Origin of the sequence: Blastopirellula sp. J2-11 (assembly GCF_024584705.1) — a bacterium.
Taxonomy (GTDB): Bacteria; Planctomycetota; Planctomycetia; order Pirellulales; family Pirellulaceae; genus Blastopirellula.
This window is the reverse complement of record NZ_CP097384.1, coordinates 2004907-2023060: the sequence shown is the minus strand read 5'-3', so window position 1 is coordinate 2023060 and position 18154 is coordinate 2004907. Positions and strand designations below refer to the sequence as shown.

The following is an 18154-nucleotide window of genomic DNA, read 5'->3' as shown; positions in this document are numbered from 1 at the left end:
CCCCACCATTGTCGAACGAACGCCCCGTGTCGAATGCTTCCCCGAACGCGCCGCCGACACCTGCTCTCTTTTCCCAATATCGGAAAGGAGAAGGGGTCTACGACGAATTGTATGACGCCAGCGGACTGCGCGGCGCCTGGCGCCCTTTTGTGCAAGCGATCGAAAGTCTGGGCGTCGAGGGATTCAAACGACGCTGGCAGCAAGCGAATCGCGCGCTGAACCGTAACGGTTTGGCGTACAGTTCGTGGAAAGAAAACGAAAAAGAAGCTCGCCCCTGGGAGCTCGATCCTATTCCGCTGCTCATCCCGAGCGAGGACTGGGATGTCGCGGTCAAGGGACTGCAGCAACGCGCACGTTTGCTCGAAGCGATTTTGACCGATATCTACGGTCATCAAGAGCTGATGAAAAGCAACGTGCTGCCGCCGGAAGTGGTGTTTAGCCATCCCGGTTTTTGTCGGCCGTTCCACCGCCAACGACCGCCGGCCAATCATTTTCTGCATTTTTACGCCGCCGATATGGCTCGTGCGCCGAACGGCAAATGGTGGGTGCTGGCCGACCGAACCGAAGCTCCTTCTGGCGCCGGCTTCGTGCTAGAGAATCGCCTGATTCAGTCACGCACGTTACCAACGATCTTCCATCAAGCGAACGTTCAACGTCTCGCCCAATATTTTCTCGCTTTCAAGCGCGCCGTCGCGGCCGCGGCTCCACGCGTCGAAAACCCGCGCGTCGTGATTCTGAGCCAAGGTTCCGGCGGCCCCAACTACTTTGAAGACGCTTACCTGGCGCGGTATCTCGGATACACGTTGGTTGAAGCCTCCGACCTGGCGATCCGCAATCACCGCGTGATGCTGAAAACGCTCGGCGGTTTGATTCAGGTCGACGTCATTATTCGTCGCCCCAACAGCGAGCAATGCGACTCGCTCGAGTTGAGCCACACCTCCGAAGGGGTTCCCGGACTGCTGCAAGCTTCGCGCAACGGGAACGTCGCGGTGATCAATCCGTTGGGCTCGGGACTGGTCGAGTCGCCGATCTTCATGGCGTTCATGCCCAAGCTTTGCCAGGAACTGTTTGGCGAACCTTTGCTGACGCCAGGCGTCGCAACCTGGTGGTGCGGCGATCCGGACCAGATGGACCACGTCCTCGCCAATCTCGATACGCTGATCGTCAAACGCGCCTATCGCATGCGGGGGCGCGAGTTGGCCTTCGCCAACATGGTGCGCAATCAGTCGCGCGAAGCGACGATCAAGATGATTCGCTCCGATCCCCATCAGTACGTGGGCCAAGAAGTCGTCAAACGCTCCACTTGCCCCGTCTGGAAATCGCAAGGAATCGCTCCCGCGCCGATCGCGATGCGCGCGTTCGCCGTCGCATCCGGCGATGACTTTGAAGTGATGCAGGGGGGACTCGTTCGCGTTTCGGCGGCGCCCGATCCGCTCGAAATGTCGATCCTCGCCGGCGAAAAGAGCAAAGACGCGTGGGTCCTTTCGCAAGGCCCGGTCAATCGGGTTTCGCTGCTGAAAAAAGCGGGCGGACCGATTGATCTGAAACGGACCGGCGGTGAGCTGCCCAGTCGCGTCGCCGAGAACCTGTTCTGGCTCGGTCGCAATCTGGAACGCGCCGACGTTTGCGCTCGCTTGTTGCGTGCGACCATTGTCCGTCTGACCAGCGAATCGATCTTAGAAGAACAGCCCGAAACGCCGGCGCTGCTGCGAGCGCTGGCCGACATTGGCCAGATCGAAACTGGTTACGGCATCGAAGAAATTCGGAAACAGCTGCCGCCGCTCGAGACAGCGTTGCCGCCGGCCGTGTTTGACGCCAGCGACTCGTTCAGCTTGCGGGCGATCGTGACCGAGATTTTCCGCTTGACGACTCGCTCGCGCGATCGCGTTTCGTCGGACAGTTGGCGGATTTTGCATCGCATCGATAAAAGTTTTACTCCGCCGGCCATCGGCCAGTGGGATCTTTCTGACTTGCTGGCGCTGCTGGACGATTTGATCCTCGATCTGGCGGCGTTTAGCGGTATCGTGTCGGAAAGCATGACGCGGACGCAGATCTATTACTTCCTCGACATGGGACGTCGCATCGAGCGAGCGTTGCAGCAAGTGCGGCTGCTTCGCAATTGCTTGATCGAGCCGACCGGCGATTTGACGGCGATCTTGGAAGCGCTGCTGGAAATCTCCGACAGTTCGATGACCTATCGCTCGCGTTATCTGGCCGATGTTCAGATGCCGGCGGTGCTCGACCTGCTGCTGACCGATGAGACCAATCCGCGTTCGATCGCGCGGCAGTTGGTGCAACTGCTTGACCACGTGAACGCCTTGCCTCATAACACGGGCTCAGGACTTTTTTCGCTCGAGCAGCGACTAGCGATGACGCTGTTGAACGAGACGCGAATGTGCGACGTGACGGTCTTCCGAGAATCGGAAGATCTCAATCCCAACGCTCCGCTCAGTCTGCTGCTGCAAGAAATCGAGTCGCTGTTGCCGAAACTAGCGGACGCGTTGTCCAATCGCTATTTGGTGCACGCCGGCGCGCAAGTGCAACTTACCGAGATTCGTCCCTAACGGCCCACGCCACGACGTATGCAATATCGCATTTCGCACACGACGAAATACTCCTACGCCGAGCCGGCCTCGGTCTGTCACAACTTGGTTCATCTGGCTCCGGCCAATTTTCCTCGCCAGGCGGTCCACGAGTATCGTCTGACCGTACAGCCGTCGCCGCCGACCATCGTGAATCGCCGCGACTATTTTAACAATCGCGTCGACTACTTCTCGGTGACCGAGCCGCACGATGGATTGACGATCGTTGCGACCAGTCGCGTCGACGTCTCTCCGCCGCCGCCGATCGAAGAAAATCCCCCCTGGGAACAAATCGCGGCGCAATTTCGCCCCGGCACGCCGCGTATCCTCTCGGTCTTGCAGTTCGCATTCAAATCGCGACACATTCCGATGTTGGATCCACTGCAGCAATACGCCAAGATTTCGTTCACCAAGAATCGCCCGATCTTTGACGCGGCGCGAGAACTGACCAAGCGGATTCGGACCGATTTCAAATACGATTCGTCCGCGACCACCATTCAAACGCCGGTCGCCGAAGCGTTCGCCAACCGACACGGCGTTTGCCAAGACTTCGCCCATGTCGCGATCGGCTGCCTCCGTTCGCTGGGCTTGCCGGCGCGTTACGTCAGCGGCTATCTCCGCACGCTGCCGCCGCCGGGCAAACCTCGTTTGGTTGGCGCTGACGCGTCGCACGCATGGTTCTCTGTCTATTGCGGCGACAAAACCGGCTGGGTCGATCTCGATCCGACCAACGACATGCTCTGCAGCACCGACCACGTCACCAACGCGTGGGGACGTGACTTTGAAGACGTCACGCCGATCCAAGGAGTCGTCGTCGGCGGCGGCGCCCACATGATGAGCGTCTCGGTCGATGTAGAGCCGCTGGAAGAGATGGCGACCCAATCGCAGTCGCAATCGTAGTCCGCGTCTTCGTCTTCCAGAAAAACGTCTTCTTCGTCTCCACAATATCAGCCGCACGGCATTAGCCGCGGTTTCTGAGAGGAACTCATGGTCGACGGAAATTCGGAGACAAAAAAACCGCGGCTAACGCCGTGCGGCTGATGTCGATGCCAGGGAAATGCGGTCGCTATTCAATGAAGAATTGTGGCGAGCACGCGGCGTTACGCCGCGTCGGTTTGTCGTGCGAAGAAGGTGTTAGAGAGCGCCAATCCTACCGCGTTGACGCGGCGCTGCATGTCGTCGACAAATTCGTGCATGCCGCGATTGATGATGTCGTCGGCGCTGGTGAACGCCAGGCTGGCGCGCAACTGACCGAGTCGTTGTTCCGGCAGATTGCTGAAGCTCTCTGGATCGGAACCAGAGATCGCGTGCAACGAATCGTTCGCCTTGGACAAGCAATGCAGGATCGCGCGGGGAAAGGCCCGGTCCAAGACCAGAAAGCTGACGATGTTGGCCGGAATGATTCGCCCATAACGCTGGCGATACATTTCAAAGGCGCTGGCCGAACGGAGCAGGGCGGACCACTGCAATTCGTCGAACGGCGAACCGACATGCTGCGGGCTCGGCAGCAAGATATAGTACTTCACGTCGAGGATCCGCGACGTTTTGTCCGCGCGTTCCATGAAGCGTCCGCATTGGCCAAAGTGCCAACCTTCGCCATGGGTCATCGTCGCATCGGTGATGCCGATAAAGTGCTGTCCCGAGGCCCGAATTTGCTCGTAGAAGACAAGTTGCTCTTCGCTGACGCCATCGGCGCCGCCGACATCTTTCACCATCAGGTAAAAGTTGTTGATATGCTCCCACATCTCGGCCGAGATCACTTCGCGAATACTGCGAGCGCATTCGCGCGCTCCGATGAGCGACGACAAAATCGAGTTCGGATTATTGCGATCGAACGTCAGAAACTGCAGCACGTTTCGCTTGGTCGGTGCGTCGTAGTGTTCATAGAACAGCTTGTCGTCACCGGTCGTGGTCACCAATGGCAGCCATTGCTGATGCCCCTCCGAGGCCAGATCCATGCTGAGGTTTAGATTGACAGAAATGAAACGCGCCACATTCTCGGCGCGTTCCACGTAACGGCTCATCCAATAGATGGATTCCGCGACGCGGCTCAGCATTACGGCAGTTCCTCAACAACCCAGGTATCTTTGCTCCCGCCGCCTTGCGAGGAGTTAACCACGAGTGAGCCCTTTTTCAAAGCGACTCGGGTTAATCCGCCTGGAAGCACGAAGACGTCACGACCGTAGATAATAAACGGTCGCAAATCGACGTGACGTCCTTCCAGGTGATCCTCAATAATCACCGGCGCTCGGGAGAGACTAAGCGTCGGTTGGGCGATGTAATTGCGTGGATTGGCTTTGATCAAATCGGCGAATTTCGCTTGCTCTTCGCGGGTCGATCGCGGGCCGATCAGCATGCCGTAGCCGCCAGACTCGTTGGCCGGTTTCACGACAAATTTATCTAGATTTTTCAGCACATGATCGCGTTGCTTCTCGTCCCAGCAAACAAACGTCGGGACGTTCGGCAAGATCGGGTCTTCCCCCAGATAATACTTGATCATCTCTGGGACGTAGGCGTAGACGACCTTGTCGTCCGCGATTCCGGTCCCGGGCGCATTCGCCAGAGCGATGTTGCCGGCCTCGTAAGCTTCGATCAGCCCCGGCACGCCCAGCAGCGAATCTTCGCGGAAGACTTTCGGATCGATAAAATCATCGTCGATGCGGCGATAGAGGACGTCGATACGAGCGAGCCCTTTCGTCGTGCGCATGAAGACTTTTTTGTCTTGTACGACGAGATCGCGACCTTCAACCAGGTCGACCCCCATTTGTTGGGCCAGGAACGAATGCTCGAAATAAGCCGAGTTGTAGACGCCCGGCGTCAGCACGCCGACGGTGGGAGTCTCGGTCCGGTCTTCCGCCAAAAAGTTAAGCGCGTCGAGCAGTTTGCCGCAATAGTCGTCAATCGGTCGGACCGACAACGATTCAAACAAGTCTGGAAACGCCTGCTTCATCAACTGGCGATTCTGCAGAACATAAGAAACGCCGGACGGGCAACGAAGATTGTCTTCGAGGACGTAGAACTTTCCTTCCTGATCCCGCACCAAGTCGGTTCCAGTGATATGGCACCAGATTCCCTTGGGCGGCTTCAAACCGACGCATTGCGGTCGGAAGGAAGCGGCGGAACGGACGACATGTTCGGGGATCGCGCCATCTTTCAGGATCTTCTGATCGCTGTAAATGTCGCCGATAAATAGATTCAACGCGGCGATGCGCTGCTTCAGACCGTCGCTGACCCACTTCCACTCATCGGCGTCGATAATTCGAGGGAGAATATCGAACGGAATGATCCGCTCGGTCCCTTCTTCGTCGCCATAGACGTTAAAAGTGATTCCCAGCCGCACCATCGATCGCTCGGCCGCCAACTTGCGACGTTGCAGATCAAGCGAGGTGAGCCCGATGACCCGTTTATAGAGCAGGTTGCAATTGTCTCGAGGCGACGAGTCCTGCGCGAACATTTCGTCGTAATATTCGCCTACGTCGTACTCCGAAACGCCGTTTACTTGTTCTATGGACGATTGTTGTTGCATGACGTGCGGCTCCTGCGCTTCGATGGGGTTTTCTCAGCGTAGGGTGAAAGTAGCACGTTCTGTGCCACGTCGTCGCAAGGACGAAAATGAATCGCAAATTAACGGTATTCAATCGTTTACGCTGGTTAATTCGCCTTCCGGCGAAAAAAAACAGGAGCGACAATGCCCGTTTTTCGTGCAACCAGATTGAAAGTTTGCCCGGCCTAATAGCCGTTGCGCATTCATGATATCAATTGAAAGGGCCGCTGCGACGATTTACTTGGCCACTCTCCCGAATTAATCCAATTGAATGGAACCGCAACATGGATGCCCAGATCCTTCCTGGCCGATATCGCCACTACAAAGGGCCGGAATATACCGTGCTAGGCGTCGCACGGCACAGCGAAACCGAAGAACTGCTGGTCGTCTATCGCCAAGAATATCCCCCGCATGGTCTTTGGGTCCGGCCAGCCGCAATGTTTGCCGAAACGGTCGAGATTGACGGTAAAACGATTCCGCGGTTTGAAAAAATTGCCGACTGATTGATTCCCCAGCGAGCGATGCGACCGCGCCATCAATCATCCTCGCTTCGCGGCGCGACATCCGCAGCCGAGCGATCCTCGCTTTGACGCTTTCGGATCTTCGCCCGCCGCATCAAGAACCAGCCGACGGCAGCAGCCCCCAGCATCCAGGGCGCCAACGGCTTCAACCAGCGGAAATTGAGCGCCGGATACGTCGGATCACCAGTCGTCGCGATCTCAATATCTTGATTCAGCAGTTCGCCGCGCACGATCTGGCGGTGAACCAACAAGTCAGGCAAGACGACGCCGCTAGCCCGGTCAACATCGGTAAAGTTTTTCGCGACATGCTTCGAGCGTACGAGTCCCGTAGCGGAATCGGCGACATCGGAATTGATGTAGCCGTGAACTTGGCTATCGAAGCCTGCGTGCTGCAGATAGAGAACGTGATCAAACTCTTCGGACTTGTGAACCTCACCGTCGTGAATGTGCATCGTCGGGAAGTAGATAGAATCACGCAGCGCGGTTGCAAACTCCAACGCCATTGGATGGGGCTGGATCGCGCCGGACGCCAATTGAAACACCGCGAATCCATAATCTTGGTACTGCGGAATCTGCGCCCATGTCTCCTCTGGCAGCACAAACCGAGGATCGAGTCGTGAGAAATCGGCCAAACTCGGCACAAACGACGCGAGGTAGTTTCCCACCTCAAAGACCGCCAAACCGGACCTGGAATCGGCCACTGGCCCGGCCGAGCAACCAATTCCTTGGGATCGCGAATAGGGAAATCCGTCGTCCAACTCGTCAAAGAATTTTGGATACGCTTCCAAGTTGATGAACTGTACGTTGTCGTCATTGGCCGGTCGCCTGACCGGCAACGGCAAAATCATCGCGTTCTCGTCGCGTGACTCGTAGTTCATCTGATAGACGAGAAACTGCGAACTTGCCGATGTTGTGCGAGCGAAGATCCTCGTCTTGTTGACGGTCATGACCGGCTGAGAAAAGATGCACATGGGCAGGGCGCCCTGATTTTCGTGACAAGAACTACGTCGCAAGAAACGATAGCTGCGTATCGCATTCTAGCGGTTGAGTTGTGGCATGTCACGGAATCGTTAGAACGCACGGCAGGCACGGCCTTCCCTACTTTTTGGCGTTGTACTCGCCGCGTCTCTCTGGCGGCGGCAGGTGATCCTTCAGGTTGAAGCGGGGCCGCGCGTGGCTGTTTACAAACGCGGCGACATCAATCGCTTCTTGCTCACTCAGCGTCGCGTCATCCAGCGGCATCGCGACTTTCAGCCAAGGCGCCAGCTTCTCGACGCGGCTTAGCCCTGCGCCGTCGTTGTACGATCGATCGCTCCACAGCGGCGGGTTATCGTCATCGCCGCCGCCATCTTCGCCGTGACACTCCGAGCAGCGCTGCAGGTAGACAATCTTGCCGCGCTCGCTATTGGCCGGCTGATGCGCGGCAAGATCAATCGGCGGCACATGGTTCGGGCCGAGCGGCTTTTCGGCGTTCATTTCGATTTTGGCGCCGGTCGACAACCAGGTGATGTAGGTCGTCACCGCGACCGCGACTTGACTTCCATTCGGCGGACGAACGCCGTTCTGGCTGCGCATGAAGCAGTTCAACACGCGATCTTCGAGCGTGATCACGCGACTCTCACGCGGCGACCAAGCGGGATAGGCGGCGGCGGTTTGCAAAAAGCTGCCTGCCTGCGGATGCTTTCCCCCTTCCAAATGACACGACGTACAGCGCAGCGCGTTGCCGACATACGGCTTGGAGAGAGGATGTTGGTCAGTCTGCAAGACGATCTCTTCGCCCAGTCGGACGACTTCTCCCAGTTTGCCCGGCGGATAATCGACGGCTGGCTCCGCCGTCAGTGCGTTGCCTGCGAAGAACCACCAACCGATAATCAGGGATAGCGCCGCGGCGATCGGGGGTAACTTGTCGTAACTCATTCCGCAAAGCCTTGCCCTTGGACGCCTATCAATCGACAAAAAAATCGGCCGAAAAGCCGAACCTTGATTGTATCGATTGCGTCGCAATGGCGGCGGTATGACGACTTACAGACTCTCTGCGGCGAACCGAAACTATGACGCAACCGACGAACGATCCGATCTTGGCCCGCAATCGCGCCGCCTGGAATGACGCCGCACGTAGCGGCAATCCCTGGTCGCTGCCAATCGATGCCGCGACCGTGGCCCGAGCACGAACCGGCGATTGGCAGGTGATCCTCACGCCGACCAAAGCCGTGCCGAGATCCTGGTTGGGCGATCTGCCAGGCAAGCAGCTGCTCTGTCTCGCCTCGGGCGGCGGTCAACAGTCGCCCACATTGGCCGCCGCCGGCGCTCATGTCACCAGCTTCGATCTTTCGGACGAACAATTGGCGCTCGATCGTCTGGTGGCCGAAAGGGAAGGGCTGGAAATACGTCTGGAGCAAGGAGACATGGCCGATCTCTCTCGCTTTGCCGACGCTTCGTTCGATTTGATCTTCCATCCCTGCTCGAACGTCTTCGTACGTGACATTCGCCCGGTGTGGCGAGAGTGCGCCCGGGTATTGCGCCCCGGCGGTCGCCTTCTGGCCGGCTTCATGAACCCCAGTTATTTTCTGTTCGATCATGAAGAAGACGCGGCGACCGAAACCCTGCTGGTCCGGCATCGACTCCCTTATGACGAATCGATTCACCCTGACCTCAGCCAGACGCGGCGTCGTCAACTGGCCGGCGGAGAAGCGTTCGAGTTCAGCCATAGCCTGCAGTCGCAAATCGGCGGACAACTCGCCGCCGGGCTGGTGTTGATCGACCTCTATGAAGATTGGTGGTCTGACGCCGCAACGCGATTGAACCAGTTCTCGCCCACCACCATCGCGACTTTGACGACCAAGCCGCCGCTCTAGTTGTTGTCGTCGCCGGAATGCGGCGGCATCAGTAGGGGACCGTCGGTCGAGAGGCCATCGACCGGGCGCGATTGGGTGGAGCGATTGAGAAACAGAACGGGTGCGCCTGTCGAGTACAAGTTGCCAGCTCGAATCGCGAACGCGAGCGCTTTCGGGACCTGGGCTTCAGCACGCACCATCGCAACGCGACAGTCGACCACTTTGGCGACCATTTCCTGCTGCAGGGCGACCGCTTCAGCGCGACGAATTTCGGCCAACGCTCGAGCGACGCGCGTGTCGGCTTCGGCCTGATCGGTCTGGAGGCGAGCGCCAATGTTTTTGCCAACGTCGACATCCAGAATGTCGATCGAGACAATCTCAAACGCGGTGTTGGCGTCGAGCCCTCGCTCCAGCACTCCGCGGGAAATGTTGGCCGGCGTCTCCAACACTTCCATGTGCGTGTTGGAAGAACCGATGACCGTGACAATCCCTTGACAAACGCGGGCGACAATCGTTTCTTCGGTCGCACCGCCAATCAATTGGGCCAGATTGGTTCGCACGGTCACGCGGGCTCTCACTAACAGTTCGACTCCATCTTTGGCGACGGCGCTGAGCGCCTTGTGGACTCCGCCAACCGGTTGCGGACAGTCGATCACTTTGGGCGAAACGCTGGTGCGGACGGCGTCAAAGACGTCGCGGCCGGCAAGCTCGATCGCGGCGGCGCGTTCAAAATCGAGATCGATTCCGGCGCGATCGGCGGCGATTAACGCTTGCATCAGACGCATCACATCACCGCCTGCCAAGAAGTGAGCTTCCAGCTTCTGCGTGCTAATGCCGGACTGGCGGTCGATGCTCAGGCCGGCTTGCTTGCCCATGATTTTTGCGGTGACGATGGTCGACGGCGGAACTTGCCGCAAACTCATGCCGACCAAGCTGCGGAGGCTAATGTCGGCGCCAGAGACAAACGCCTGAAACCAGATCGCCCCATAGCGCAGCACCACAATCAGAAATATCAGCCCGATGATGGCGACAAAAGCAATGCCGCCATAAGAAAGCATCTGCAGGAATTCTAGATCGGCCAGCAAGAGAGCTTCTGCGAACATGCAGGTTTCCTTGATCGGCCGCTAGTCTTGCAAAGGATGACGAACGGCTGACCGATACGCACGTCGCTGAGAATATTCGATTACGCGTGGGCTGGCGCGTCGCCGGCATGGCGGCGCATGCGAGCTAACTTTCGCTTCGCTTCGGTCTTGATATTGGCCGGAGTTTCGGCGACCGCCAAGACTTGATTTAAATCATCGGTCGCTTTAGCGCCGTCTCCCAAAGCCGAGTAAACTAGCGCGCGATTATATAGCGCCATCCCGCGCACATCAGCAGGAGTCGCCGTCAGTGCGATTGTTTGCGAGTAAAAGTCGACGGCGGCAGGATAGTCGCGCAACTTGGCTTTCGCCATCCCGCGACGATAAAGCGAGATCGCCTTGCCGCGGGCGGAAAACCAACTGGTCATCCAAAGGATAAGATTCATTTTCAGTGTGCCCTGTTTGTCGTTTGCGGGGTGAGCGAATCGAGTTGGCGACATCGTTGCCGCACCGATTGGTACGGCATGCCGCTGGGGCGCTCGTATCGCTCGGCGCGAATAAACCAGAACGCCAATCCGCCGGTATTGTGATTCGGCGCGGTCGCCGACTTTGCGGCGCGAACGCCAAGTGATCCCTTCCGCCCGGTCTTGCTCCAACCGCGGGCCTCCATAATCATCCGTACGATGACGCCGATCGCTTGTCGCAAGCGTTTGCTTTGGTTCAGTTGCATTTTGGCGAGCGCTTGATCAACGGCCGGAATCGCTTCCAGTTCGCGCACGACGCCAGCCAAAGGGGGACGATCATGATGGATCTCCGCCTCTTCCAGGCGGCGCTGGCGACCTTCGTCGCTAAAGAATGCGAGCACTTCGTCAAAGGGTTGATCGGGATCGTTCGCAACGTCCGAAAACGTGCGTCCCTGATCATCGCTGAGAAACCGCTGGCGAGTCATCTCGACACAATCCATGGTCGAACTCCAATCCGTGAGTCGCGTAGAGCGTCGCGACCAACCGCCGATTCAAAATGCAGATTCAAATTTTGAATGTCCACTTATTGTACCTGAGCTGTGCCGATCTACAAAGGGAATAAACCCACCATGAGGCCACTATCTACGTCTTTTGGCAAACCGCTCGCAGGCCGCTGCGTCCAGAGAGCCATTGTCACCGCGAAAATAGTCGGCCTGGCATGGTTGTAGGCCGTCCTGCGAAACTTCCCTGGCAAAATCAAGGGAACGGTTACGTAAAGTCTGCCACCGACGGGGAGAACCTTTCATCCGCGCGCCAGCAGCGACGATGAAAGGGGGGAGAGAACCTCGATCGCGTTGACCAAAGTAGGCTGGATCATGCAGTTTCCCGTTCGACGATTTGTCGCCCCTCTGGTGACGACTGCGCTCATGATGCTCGGCAGCGGCAGTCCGGCAGCCGCTCAGTGCGACTGCGCTGACTGCTCGGCCGCAGCGGCCGCGCCGACGGCGCCCAACTATGCCGGCTGCATTTGTGAACGTCAGGCGTTATTGGGGGATTGGCTCGGCACACGCAGTTGCATGCTCGAACATGGCATGCTGTGGGACATCGATCAGACCGAGTTCTTTTTTGGCGTCGCCAGCGGCGGCAAAGAGCAACGGTTTACCTTTGCCGGGCACGGCGACTATGTCTTGAACTGGGATCTCGGCAAAGCCGGCATTCAAGAAGGCATGTTTGTCAAGCTTCGTGCCGAGCATCGTTATGGCGAGTCGATTTCTGCATTCGACGGATCGGCGTTGCCGGCGACGATCGTGACCGACTTGCCTTCGCCTGGCAGCAATAACGTCTATCTCACAGACGTCTTGTTCACGCAATTTCTGTCGGAAGAAGTCGCCGTGTTCGCCGGCAAACTGGACGCGCTGGACGGCGACACCAATGCGTTCGCCTCCAAACGGGGCAAAGATCAATTCTCGAATCTGGGATTTGTCGTCAACCCGTTGTTATTGCGTTCCGTCCCCTACTCGACGCTGGGAACCGGCTTCATCCTGTTACGAGACTCGGCGCCGATCTTTTCCTTCACCATCCTCAATCCAACCAATACGTCGAGCACGAGCGGATTTGAGGAATTGTTCGCCGAAGGGGTCACGATCAACAGCGAAATTCGTTTGCCTTATGAAATTGGGGGCTATCAAGGACATCAACTATTCGGCGGCTCGTGGAGCAGTCGCCAGTACACGTCGCTGGGACAAGATCCGCGCGTCGTCTTGCCGGACGTTCCTATTGAACAAACCTCAGGCACTTGGGCGTTCTACTGGAATATGGACCAGTACTTGGTCCACTACGACGACGAACCGACCAAAGGCTGGGGCATGTTCGCTCGGGCCAGCGTCGCCGACGATCAGGCGAATCCGCTCGCTTCTTTTTTCAGCGTCGGCATCGGCGGCGATAGTCCGATCTGCTCGCGCCGGCAAGACACCTTTGGCGTCGGTTACTACTACCTAGAGACGAGCGATCAGATCGGCCCCTTCTTGCAAGCCGTGCTAGGTCCGATCGGCGACGGCCACGGAGTCGAGATGTTCTATAACTACGAAGTTACTCCTTGGTTCCATCTGACGACCGATATGCAAATCCTTCGCCCTGAAGTAACCGATATTGATACGGCGCTGCTGGTCGGTTTACGCGGCAAGATCAGCTTTTAATCGAATTGCGTTAGAAGACGTAATTGATCCAGCTTTGTGCTCGCAGGACAGAGCCCCGTGAGACCATTTCCCGCTTGATGCCGACCCTGACTTTCCGCGCTTCATGCGCGGCTTCGCCGTGCTCTATTACTCTGGCGGCAGCGGCGCCTGGACGCTTGACATCAGATAAGCGATCAGGTTCCGCGTTTCCTCGTCGCTCAGCTTTTGCAGTTGACCTTCCGGCATCAGCGATACCTGGCTCGTCTTCATCGCTTCAATCTCTTGCCGGTCCAATGTGATCGACTCTTGCGCTGACTTCAGAGTCAGCGTCCGTTCGTTCAACTCGCCGATCACGCCGTTCAGCACGCGGCCATCGTCCATCGCGATGACGACCGTCCGAAAATCGGCGCCGACGCTGGCGCTGGGATCGATCACATTTTCCAACAGATAATCGATATTCTTCCGATTCGAACCGGTCAGGTCAGGCCCCAGCAGTCGCCCCTGGCCATACAACACATGGCAACTGGCGCAAGTCTTCTGAAACAGCACGCGCCCCGCTGACAGATCGGCTTGCGATAAAACCTCAGGCGACAGTTTCTCCTTGAAGCTGTCGATCAGCGCGCGTTTCTCGGCGGCGCTGACGCGCACATCTCCCCACAGTTGGATCAGGTCACGGGTTAGCTCTTCATTCTCCAGCGACGCGATCTGCCGCGCCTGAAACGCAGAGATCTCGCTGGCTGCGATCCGCTTCGCCTGGACGGCGTCTAACAGCGTTCGCGCCGAACTCGGCCGAGCCGCGAGCGTCTGAATCATCTCGGCTCGCGCGGCGGCGTCATACTTAGAAGCCCGCGCCAAAATCTTCGCCGGAATCGACGGATCGTCATACTGTGCCAATCCGCGCAGCGCTTCGATCATCAGCGCCGGATCATCCAGCAGTTGCACCAAGGTCGGCACATAATCGGCCGGACGACTGACCAGCAACGAACGCAACGCAGAACGTCGCGCCTCGGCCGGCAGTTGGTTGTTGGTCACGATCACACGGATTTCGTCCAGCGCACGACCATCGCCAAAGACCACGCTCAGGCTTTGCACATGATTGCGGATCTCCACGTCCTGCGCCTGACCATACTTCTTCGCTACGTCTGACCAAGGCTTCGGCGCCGCCGCTTTCTGCCAACCGTTGAGCGCCGCGGCCATGCCGCGGATCACGCTTTCGGGATAGCGGCATTTTCCCTCCGCTACGAGCGCCAACATTTGATCAACGGCGCCAGGCTCACGTTCGATCTCCAAGGTCATCCGCCGTGCGACCAACTCGGTCAGCAGCGGCATTTGCGATTTTTCGACCAGCGCCAGCGCCTTCGTCGAATCACGCGTTATCGCCGGTTCAATTCCATACCAGATCATCAGCGGCAAGACGGCGTCGGTCGCATATTCGTCTCGCTGCGCCAGTTGTTGGGTGATCTCCCACCGCAGATCCACCGGCAGTCGCTGCAGCGACGACGCTAGATGCAATTGCACCAATCCAGAAGGATCGCTGGCCGCAAGTTGCTGCAACGTTTGCAAAACCACGGCCGAGGGAGTCGCGCCCGCTTGCGTGGTCAGATCCACCAAAAATTTCAAAGCGGCGCTGCGCTGGTATTCGTCTTCCGCCGCCAATTGCTTAATCCACCACGCTTCATCCGCTCCGGCGGTCGTCGCGATCGTCTCCAGCAACCGAATCCGCACGATCGGATCGCTGGTCTCGCGCAAGCTTTTCTGAAGCGCCGCATGCAGCGTCGCTAGTTCTTCCTCATTCTTCGATGTCGCGGCGCGCTCGGTCAACAGCCGTCGCGCCTGACGCGCCCACCAGGTGTTGCGATGCGCGAGCAATGCGATCAGCTGGTCGGTCGCTTGCTTCTGCAGATCAAACGGAGCGATCCGCTTTGGTTCACCATACGTCAGCTTGTAGATCCGCCCGCTGCTGCGATGAACCCCGTCGTGGTCATGACATTCGCCGGTGTCGCTCCAGTCAGCGATGTAGACGCCGCCATCAGGACCGGTGATTAGTTCCATGCCGCGGAACCAGGGATCCTCCATAAAGCAGATATCGGGCCCATGCGTCGCCGTGTACCCGGCGCCGCTCCGTTTCAGATAGTCGGTATTGATCCGCAGCCCGTGCAGGTTCAGCGTATAAAGCCGATTGCGATACTCGGCGGGCCAGTTGTCTCCTTGGTAGATCATCAGCCCGATATGCGCATGACCACCGCCGGCCGCGCTCGTGTTGTCAGTAATGCCTTTGCGGACATCGGCCCAATTTTCTCCTTCGTCCCAATGGACGTGATCGGCGACCTGCTTCAGCAACTGATAAGAGTGCGGGTTGATGTCGAGCCCGAACATTCGCTCGGTATGTGCGCCCGGGATCACGTGCCAGAGATGCCCGATCACGGTGTTGATGACAAACATCTCGCCATGCTCGTCAAAGTCAAATCCCCACGAGTTGGTCATCCCGTGCATCACCGGCTCGGCCACATCGCGAATCGGATGATAGCGCCACACGCCGGTGTTAATTGCAAATCGCTGCGAGTCACTCGCGCCAGGCTTGCCGACGCGGCTGGTCGCCAAAATCCCATGACGACCATACAGCCAACCATCGGGCCCCCACTTCAGTCCGTTGGCCGGCGTATGCGACACGCCGCTGCTACTGTCGAATCCATCCAACACCACCACCGGCGGGCCATCCGGCGCGTCATCTCGATCACGATCCGGAATAAACAACAAGTGCGGCAGGCAGATCGCCCAAACGCCGCCATCCCCAATTTCAATACTGGTCAGCTTAGAGGCTTGATCCCAAAACACCGACCGTTTGTCGAGCGTCCCATCGCCGTTGGTGTCTTCAAAAATCAAGATCCGATCGCGGATGTCGCTGTTAAAACCGCCAGCGCCGCCGCCGGCCCAACTATAGTTCTCCGCAACCCACAACCGTCCGCGCTCGTCCATTGTCATCGCAATCGGATTCCGCACATCCGGCTCGGCCGCGATCAACGACAACTGAAACCCCGGCGGCAACTTCGCTGACTTCACCACCGCAGCAGGGTCGACCGGCGTAGAAGTCGATTTTTCGGTGTTCTCGGGTATGGGAAACTCGTCGGCGAAGGCCTGACCGCCGAGCAGGCCCAGACTGACGACAACCGCAATCCATGCTTGTTTTACCAATATCATCATCTCAATTTTCTCGACTACGATCGATAATCAGGGCCAATCCCGGTGAACATCTAATTGCGGAAACAACACCGGGTGGCCCGGGCAGTTCGTTCAGAACTGGCCGGGCCATCCCATCTCAAGCTTACTTCTCTGGAAACAGCTCCATCAGCGCGTCGGCAAAAATCGCCAGCCCGGCAGGCCCCGGATGATTGATGCAGTTCACCATCAGACTGTTGTACGGAATCCCTTGTCGCCACAGTCGACCATACCGCAGCGACGCGTCGGCCAGCGCCACCGGATGCTGGGCGGCGAATTCTCGCAGCCCCTGCACATACGGGCGCGGGTCGTCATCAATCTCATTCTGCCGATCCAATCCCATCCAGTCAGGTCGCACATAGTGCGGCGTGAGAATGATCCATTCGGCGCCGATCGCTTGAAAGTCGGCCAGCAACTTGCCATAGCGATCTTCCACCGCCGCCGGGCTCAAACCGGCGTCATTCACAAACTCGCTAATCACCAGGTCGGGCTTCGCGTCCAGCACTGTTTCCTGATAATTGTGCGGCTCACCCGGCGGAACCGCCAAGTAGGAACCGGTCGTTCGACCGCCCCAAGCTTCGGTCACTAGTTCGATCTTCGCTTGGGGAAAGCGCTGCCGCAGCCGCGCGACAAATTGCTGTTGCCAGTGTTCCCGCTCTGGGTGGGCCAGGTAGGCGCCTTCGGTCACGCTGTCACCCCAAGCCAAAATTCGCAGCGGCTCGCCTGAGCGCAACTTGGCCATCGCGCGAGGAATTTTCTGCTCGGCCAGCGAAGGAGAAGTCGCCGCCGGCTCGGGATAAGCGGTCTCCAAAAGGGGAAACAGATTCTTCTTCGTCAGCCGCTCTAGCGGGCCCGGTATCCACACGTTCGCCAAGCGTCGTTCTCCGGCGACAATCTGAGGCGACGCCGGCGCTTCGGCCTTCGGTTGGCCGGCCCGATACTCCAACTCGCCAGCACCGTTCAACACGATCGAATCGATCCGCGAAAGCGAATGCTGATAGCTGATAAACACAGGCGTCCCCGCGGCGATCCTCCCGCCGGCCAAGCGACCAATCCCGCCCCAACGATTTTCGAATTCATAATCGCGACCACGCACATAAGTTTCCGCCGTATCGGTCGGCCCGCTACGAACCACCACGCTGCTCGGGTCGAGCACGTCAGGCGCCGTCAGCGATTCAGAAATCAACGCCGTCAGCCGAGCGCCGCGATAATACTGCGGCCCCGCCGGATCATAAACCGGCAAACTATCATGCTGCTCAGCCGTCACCGTAAACAGCCCCGGCAGATCCACCGCGACCAACGCCGACACCCCCGGATCGTCCCCGTTGCCGGCGACATCGACCTGCACTTCCCAGTCCCCGCTCAAAGTTACCTTGGCTGGCGGATCCGTCGCCCAAGCAACTGACGCCGCTAATCCGCTGATGAACAACACCAACGAAGCAACACGGAATACGAAGAAGCTTCTCATGGCGGGCTCTTTGCTTGCAGAACGGCGGCGGGAGGAAGAAACAGGGCAGGGGAGAAATCTATTCTACACGGGTGCAAAGAAGAAGCGGAGGTGCCATTGCCACGGTCTTGCGTGGCAATGAATGTGCTTTTGAGAGCTAGATTCGAGTGTAGCCCAACTCGATAGAAATCATGTCGTCACATCATCAAGATAGGTACACCACCTGACGCCATCTGCATTCATTACCACGAAGGAATGGTAACGGCGTCCTGGCAGTCAAAACTGGAATTGAA

General features: G+C 58.1%; 14 protein-coding genes. 5 read left to right on the top strand and 9 right to left on the bottom strand.

Translation table 11 applies throughout. The annotated features are described in order from the left end of the window. Nucleotides 1-26: 26 nt before the first annotated feature. Together M4951_RS08360 and M4951_RS08355 are read left to right on the top strand one after the other, a co-directional pair. The gene (locus M4951_RS08360; protein WP_262026026.1) at nt 27-2564 is read left to right on the top strand and encodes a circularly permuted type 2 ATP-grasp protein; all 2538 of its coding nucleotides are present in this window, start codon (nt 27-29) and stop codon (nt 2562-2564) included. 18 nt (nt 2565-2582) lie between these two features. After that, entirely contained in the window at nt 2583-3482 is a 900-nt protein-coding gene (locus M4951_RS08355) for a transglutaminase family protein (RefSeq protein ID WP_262026025.1), read from the top strand. Between the two features lie 200 nt (nt 3483-3682). Here M4951_RS08355 and M4951_RS08350 read toward each other — a convergent pair whose 3' ends face one another. Continuing rightward, nucleotides 3683-4639: an alpha-E domain-containing protein gene (locus M4951_RS08350; RefSeq protein WP_262026024.1), complete on the bottom strand. Its 957-nt coding sequence runs from the start codon at nt 4637-4639 to the stop codon at nt 3683-3685. Beyond that, a complete protein-coding gene (locus M4951_RS08345; protein WP_262026023.1) occupies nt 4639-6108 on the bottom strand; it encodes a circularly permuted type 2 ATP-grasp protein in 1470 nt (489 codons plus the stop codon). Before M4951_RS08345 ends, M4951_RS08350 begins: the two co-directional genes overlap by 1 nt. A 302-nt stretch (nt 6109-6410) precedes the next feature. Between M4951_RS08345 and M4951_RS08340 the strand changes: the two genes are divergently transcribed. Beyond that, entirely contained in the window at nt 6411-6629 is a 219-nt protein-coding gene (locus M4951_RS08340) for a DUF1653 domain-containing protein (RefSeq protein WP_262026022.1), read from the top strand. A 32-nt stretch (nt 6630-6661) separates the two neighbouring features. On the opposite strand, the gene M4951_RS08335 is transcribed toward M4951_RS08340, so the two are convergent. Together M4951_RS08335 and M4951_RS08330 are read right to left on the bottom strand one after the other, a co-directional pair. Beyond that, nucleotides 6662-7618: a hypothetical protein gene (locus M4951_RS08335; protein ID WP_262026021.1), complete on the bottom strand. Its 957-nt coding sequence runs from the start codon at nt 7616-7618 to the stop codon at nt 6662-6664. A gap of 127 nt (nt 7619-7745) precedes the next feature. After that, on the bottom strand, nt 7746-8564 hold the full coding sequence (locus M4951_RS08330) for a c-type cytochrome (protein WP_262026020.1): 819 nt from the start codon (nt 8562-8564) through the stop codon (nt 7746-7748). 134 nt (nt 8565-8698) lie between these two features. On the opposite strand from M4951_RS08330, the gene M4951_RS08325 reads away from it, so the two are divergent. Next, the gene (locus M4951_RS08325; RefSeq protein WP_262026019.1) at nt 8699-9502 is read left to right on the top strand and encodes a class I SAM-dependent methyltransferase; all 804 of its coding nucleotides are present in this window, start codon (nt 8699-8701) and stop codon (nt 9500-9502) included. On the opposite strand, the gene floA is transcribed toward M4951_RS08325, so the two are convergent. From floA to M4951_RS08310, 3 genes are all read right to left on the bottom strand, one after another. After that, nucleotides 9499-10539, bottom strand: a complete 1041-nt coding sequence (gene floA / locus M4951_RS08320; protein WP_410050431.1) for a flotillin-like protein FloA — start codon at nt 10537-10539, stop codon at nt 9499-9501. The genes M4951_RS08325 and floA overlap by 4 nt on opposite strands. 125 nt (nt 10540-10664) lie before the next feature. Then, the gene (locus tag M4951_RS08315; protein ID WP_262026017.1) at nt 10665-11006 is read right to left on the bottom strand and encodes a hypothetical protein; all 342 of its coding nucleotides are present in this window, start codon (nt 11004-11006) and stop codon (nt 10665-10667) included. 2 nt (nt 11007-11008) lie between these two features. Further along, nucleotides 11009-11524: a hypothetical protein gene (locus M4951_RS08310; RefSeq protein ID WP_262026016.1), complete on the bottom strand. Its 516-nt coding sequence runs from the start codon at nt 11522-11524 to the stop codon at nt 11009-11011. Nucleotides 11525-11899: 375 nt separating this feature from the next. On the opposite strand from M4951_RS08310, the gene M4951_RS08305 reads away from it, so the two are divergent. Further along, nucleotides 11900-13219 carry a carbohydrate porin gene (locus M4951_RS08305; protein WP_262026015.1) on the top strand — a complete coding sequence of 440 codons (1320 nt, stop codon included), beginning with the start codon at nt 11900-11902 and terminating at the stop codon, nt 13217-13219. Nucleotides 13220-13345: 126 nt separating this feature from the next. Here M4951_RS08305 and M4951_RS08300 read toward each other — a convergent pair whose 3' ends face one another. Beyond that, a complete protein-coding gene (locus M4951_RS08300; protein ID WP_262026014.1) occupies nt 13346-16399 on the bottom strand; it encodes a PVC-type heme-binding CxxCH protein in 3054 nt (1017 codons plus the stop codon). A gap of 121 nt (nt 16400-16520) precedes the next feature. Then, entirely contained in the window at nt 16521-17882 is a 1362-nt protein-coding gene (locus M4951_RS08295; protein WP_262026013.1) for an SGNH/GDSL hydrolase family protein, read from the bottom strand. Nucleotides 17883-18154 lie beyond the last annotated feature (272 nt).

Excerpts from the sequence above, each read along its gene's own strand:
- M4951_RS08355 (WP_262026025.1), top strand. The coding sequence starts at position 2,583 with ATGCAATATCGCATTTCGCACACGACGAAATACTCCTACGCCGAGCCG.
- M4951_RS08350 (WP_262026024.1), bottom strand. The coding sequence starts at position 4,639 with ATGCTGAGCCGCGTCGCGGAATCCATCTATTGGATGAGCCGTTACGTG.
- M4951_RS08345 (WP_262026023.1), bottom strand. The coding sequence starts at position 6,108 with ATGCAACAACAATCGTCCATAGAACAAGTAAACGGCGTTTCGGAGTAC.
- M4951_RS08340 (WP_262026022.1), top strand. The coding sequence starts at position 6,411 with ATGGATGCCCAGATCCTTCCTGGCCGATATCGCCACTACAAAGGGCCG.
- M4951_RS08335 (WP_262026021.1), bottom strand. The coding sequence starts at position 7,618 with ATGTGCATCTTTTCTCAGCCGGTCATGACCGTCAACAAGACGAGGATC.
- M4951_RS08330 (WP_262026020.1), bottom strand. The coding sequence starts at position 8,564 with ATGAGTTACGACAAGTTACCCCCGATCGCCGCGGCGCTATCCCTGATT.
- M4951_RS08325 (WP_262026019.1), top strand. The coding sequence starts at position 8,699 with ATGACGCAACCGACGAACGATCCGATCTTGGCCCGCAATCGCGCCGCC.
- floA (WP_410050431.1), bottom strand. The coding sequence starts at position 10,539 with ATGCTTTCTTATGGCGGCATTGCTTTTGTCGCCATCATCGGGCTGATA.
- M4951_RS08315 (WP_262026017.1), bottom strand. The coding sequence starts at position 11,006 with ATGAATCTTATCCTTTGGATGACCAGTTGGTTTTCCGCCCGCGGCAAG.
- M4951_RS08310 (WP_262026016.1), bottom strand. The coding sequence starts at position 11,524 with ATGGATTGTGTCGAGATGACTCGCCAGCGGTTTCTCAGCGATGATCAG.
- M4951_RS08305 (WP_262026015.1), top strand. The coding sequence starts at position 11,900 with ATGCAGTTTCCCGTTCGACGATTTGTCGCCCCTCTGGTGACGACTGCG.
- M4951_RS08300 (WP_262026014.1), bottom strand. The coding sequence starts at position 16,399 with ATGATGATATTGGTAAAACAAGCATGGATTGCGGTTGTCGTCAGTCTG.
- M4951_RS08295 (WP_262026013.1), bottom strand. The coding sequence starts at position 17,882 with ATGAGAAGCTTCTTCGTATTCCGTGTTGCTTCGTTGGTGTTGTTCATC.